The following is a 4923-nucleotide window of genomic DNA, read 5'->3' on the forward strand; positions in this document are numbered from 1 at the left end:
TGGCGGCGCCCTCGACCCGCGTCAGCAGCTTGACGAAGATTCCGGAACCGTCGACGGCGGCGCTGATGCTGGTTGCCATGCTGGCGATGGTGGCGTGGCACCGGCGAGGCGTACGCCGGCTCTGATCCGTCCGGACGTCCCGACGTCTTCACCGAACCCCAGAAGCCGCCGTCCGGCTTTTGGGTTTTTTTCATTGTCCAGCGTGGCGAAAAATATGTACGCACCTGTTGAAATTAGGTCTACAATTGTATGGTATCGATAACGTACAATCCCATCCAGTGCAAGTGGCAGCGCGACCGCCATCCAGCACGAGGCAGGAACGGCGAATCCGTCGATACAGCTGTAACCAAGACGCACTTCATATATTAAAAACCCCTGGAGCCCGGTTCGGGTATGCAGTCGGCACTGCCGCGCCCTGCTTTCCGGTCCGTCTCCGGTCAAAAAATGTTATCGGTAACCTAAATACGAAGAGGTTAAAAATGGGGGGACAGACATGAGAACGAATAAATTCGACAATGCGCTGAGGCGCATCGTCGCCATGGCATTTTCAGTCGGCATCGCGACGACGCTCGTACCTTTGCCGGGCCAGGTCGCGATGGCGGATCCGATCGATACGTTAGTGACCAGTTACCAGCCGGTGATCACGGAAACGATCGACGCGAACGGCTTCAAGCACCCCGGGGTCGGATTGACCAAGGAAATGCTGGAGAACGCACGGGCCCAGATCCTGGCGAAGAAGGAACCGTGGTACACGCATTTCAACATGATGCTCGGTTCCGCCTCCGCCTCGCGTACGCCGCGGATCAGGAACATGAACGGCAACGATCCCACCAAGCCGGCGTTTTACGGCCTGACGTCGCAAGGGCTGGAAGGCAACTTCATCGCAGATGCGGGTACCGTGTATACCCAGGCCGTCCTGTATCTCGTGACCGGCGACGACACCTATCGCAGCAACGCCATGCACATCATCCGTCTGTATTCGCAGATGGATCCCGCACAATACGCGTACTACACGGATTCGCACATTCATACCGGCATTCCGCTGCAGCGGATGACGACTGCCGCCGAAATCCTGCGCGCCACCAGCACGCAGACGCCGGCGCTCGCATGGACGGACGACGATACAGTCAACTTCTCGAGGAACCTGGTCACGCCCGTGATCCAGACCTTCGACAACTGCAACTGCCGGTTCATGAACCAGCACCTGTACACGACCATCGCCAAGATGTCCGGTTCGATCTTCATGGGCGACCGCGACGGATACAACCAGGCCGTCGAGTGGTTCATGGTCAACAAGGATGCGCCCGACCCCGCCTGGACTGGCTCGATCAAGCAATTGTTCCGGACGGTGACGAAAAACGACGCCACCGGCGAAGAGATTCCGCCGCAGATCCAGCACGTCGAGATGGGCCGCGACCAGGCGCACGGCGCCGGCGACCTCACCAACTCGGAAATCCTCGCGCGCCTGATGCTGGCGCAGGGTACCAAGGTCGATCCGGTGGCGGGCACGCCGTCGACGGCATCCAACGCCGTGGGCCCGTACGAGTTCATGGATGACCGCCTGCTGGCTGTCCATGAGTTGTGGAGCACATTCATGGTCGGCTACGACATCCCATGGGTGCCCGTCGCCATGAGCGTCAATCCGGACGGCAGCATCCGCGCGATGTACAACGGCGTGTCGTGGGCGTATCGCGGCCGGCTCTCGCAGAACACGTGGGAAGCCTTCTACTACTACAAGTACGTGCGCGGCCTCGACGTGGAACACCTCCTTCCGAACTACACGACGATCTTCGCCAAGCGCAAGGCCTACAACTGGGACGGCACCGACGGCGGTGGCGATTTCTGGCTGGCGATCCCGAAGGCCGCCGAAGCGGAAGGCAGCAAATACCTGGGCATTCCGATCGTCGATCCGTACCGTGAAGTGGAAGACCGGTTCACGGCGTACGACAGCAATACGGTGGCGCAGACCGAAGGCTCAACCGGCTTCGTGCGCACCACCGCCACGCCGCAAGGGACGCGGTACGCCGTGTACACGTACGGATGGCCCACCACCTCGATCGGATTGCGCATCCGGACCAACGGCCAGGCGACGCTGGACCTCAACGGCACGTCGATCACGTTGCCGAACACGCGGGGCCAGTGGCGCTACGTCGTGGTGCCGTTCAACATGCCCGACTTCCTGACGTTCACCGTCACCGGCAACGGCACCACGGTCGACGTCGACCATATCAATATCCAGTCCAGCACCCTGCTGAGCCCGCCGGCCTTCAAGTCCGGCAACGGCGACACGACCGCGTACTCCTATGCCGGCGCCACCGTCCCGGTGACGCTCGACCTGTCCGCCACGGACCCGGCCGCGGGCGACGTCGCGACCTACAACATCGACAACCTGCCGCAGGGCGCGTCGTTCGACACCAGCACCGGCGCATTCTCGTGGACGCCGACGCAGGCCGGCACGTACACGCTCCTCGTCGAGGCCTCGGACGGCACCACCGTCACCACCAAGCGGGTGATCGTCGTCGTGGGTGCCGACCGGCAGGCGGTGGTGACCGCGGTCACGGCGACGGTCAAGCCGGACACGCTGTACGTCACGTCGACGAAGAACAACTACCAGGCCGCGTACGCGGACCTGCAGAACACGATCGGGTCGGGCACCGACGCCGACTACTTCCAGAAGCTGGCGACGTTGCGCACCGCGGTCTCGGGACTGCAGGAACTGACCCCGCTGCTACCGGACGGCAGCATCGACTACCCCAATCTGTTCTTCAAGACGAACATGGTGACGAACCTCGGCCCCACTCCCGCCAACGGGACCGACGACATCGACGGCACCAACATCGGGTTCGGCTCGGCCATCGAGAACAATCGCACGCACACGATGGACTTCGGCCCCGGCTTCAAGGTGGCGGCGACCGCATTCTCGTTCAAGCCGCCCGGCAGCTTCCCGGAACGGATCGGTGGTGTGACCGCCTTCGCATCCAACGACCTCGTGAACTGGACGCAGATCACGCCGGACAAGACGCGGATGGTCGAGGAGATGCAGACGCTGAACGTGGCGGACGAGTTCCGCAACCAGCGCTATCGCTTCTTCAAGATCTCCATGGTCGATCTGCTCTGGTCGTACAACATCCTCGATATTACCGAATTCCGGATCTTCGGCACACGCTATGAAACTGTCAACAAGCTGACCGGTGTGTCGCTGGGTTCCGACCAGGCGCTGAGGAACCGGGTCGTGCCCGGCAACACGATCAAGGTGTCGTTCCAGTCGACCGAGCCGATCAACAACGTGAGCGCGACGCTCCAGGGCGAGCCGGCCACCATCACGACCACGGATAACCTGAACTGGACGGCGACGCTGCTCGTCAAGCCCACCACGGCGCCCGGCCCGGTGAAGTTCCTCGTCAACTACAAGACCGCTGACGGGACCATCGCCGAACCCGTCCTGTTCCCGACCGATTCGTCGACCCTGTTCATCGCCGATCAGAAGGATTACATCGGCAACCTGCTCGACATCTCGACCGTGACGGATTCCAACGGCCGCAACGCGACCGATGTGGTCACGAACGTCAACCGGCTGTTCGATAACAACCTGACGACGGGTACCGACTACCGCCTCAACGGCAGCGGCAACAATGGCTGGGTCGAGTTCGATTTCCGGGGCGGTGGCACCGTGGCACTGTCGCGGGTCGATGTCATCGGCCTGCAGGACCGGTACTCGGGCCGCATCGCCGGCACCCTGGTACAAGGTTCCAACGACAATACGACGTGGACGACGATCTCGACTGCCGCGGCGAACACGATGGATTGGCAGACGCTGAAGATCACCGACACGACGCCATACCGCTATGTTCGCATGACCAACGCCGGCGCCTGGTTCGGCAACATGACCGAATTGCGCCTGTACGGTGCGACGACGTCGACCAACCGGATCGCCACGGCGTCGATCAGCTCGGCGCAGGCGCTGCGTAACCGTATCGTGCCCGGCAATACCGTGAAACTGAACTTCACGGCCAAGGAAGCGATCAGCAACGTTGCGGTGACAATCGACGGCCTCCCCGCCGCGCTCACCACGACGGACAACCTCACCTACACCGCCACCGCCACCCTGCCCCAGGGCACGCAGCCGGGACAGGTGAAGTTCGCCATCAACTACGTCACGCAGGACGGCAAGCCGGGCTACCAGGTCACCGAGACGACGGACAGCACTGCGCTGAACCTGGTCGACGAGAGCGACCTCATCCAGAACGTTCCGACCATCGCAACGCTGATCGATTCGACCACGAACCGCAACGCTGCCACGACGCTGACGATCGTGAAGACCTTGTTCGACGCGAACCTGGCCACCGGTTCGGATTTCCGTAACGGCTCGGGCGGCTCCGGCACGGGTGCCTGGGTGGTCTTCGACTTCAAGGAAGGCAACCAGGTCAGCCTGGCCAGCACCGAAGTCATCGGCAGCCAGGACCAGTACTACACGCGCGTCAACGGCCTCGTGTTCCAGGGCTCGAACGACAACACCGCGTGGACCACGCTGACCCCGGCGGCGAAGTCGACGGCGGACTGGCAGACACTGCCGGTCACGAGCCTGGTGCCTTACCGCTACATCCGTGTGTACAACCCGAACGCGTGGTTCGGCTCGATCAGGGAAGTTCGCCTGCACGGCTCGCTGCATGGCGCGGACGTGATCGCTCCGGTGACCACGGCCACCGCGCCGCAAGGCACGGTGACCACGGACGCCACGGTCACCTTCGCGGCCACGGACAACCAGGGCGGCTCGGGCGTCTCGGCGACGTATTACACCGTCGACGGCGGCGCGCAGCAGAAGGGCAACACCGTCACGCTGACCACGAGCGGCACGCACACGGTGAGCTACTGGAGCACGGACTGGGCGGGCAACACCGAACAGGCACACGCGGTGACGGTGTC

Annotated in this window: 2 protein-coding genes; both read left to right on the forward strand. The window is 62.8% G+C overall.

The features are described 5' to 3' along the window. Positions 1 to 29: 29 nt before the first annotated feature. Entirely contained in the window at positions 30 to 125 is a 96-nt protein-coding gene (locus QPK29_RS33315) for a PEP-CTERM sorting domain-containing protein (RefSeq protein ID WP_400189957.1), read from the forward strand. A gap of 368 nt (positions 126 to 493) precedes the next feature. Beyond that, positions 494 to 4923, forward strand: a 4430-nt coding sequence (locus QPK29_RS33320; RefSeq protein WP_400189956.1) for an OmpL47-type beta-barrel domain-containing protein, incomplete at its 3' end; no start/stop codon positions are given.

The organism is Massilia orientalis, assembly GCF_030411975.2.
GTDB classification, from domain to species: domain Bacteria; phylum Pseudomonadota; class Gammaproteobacteria; order Burkholderiales; family Burkholderiaceae_D; genus Telluria; species Telluria orientalis.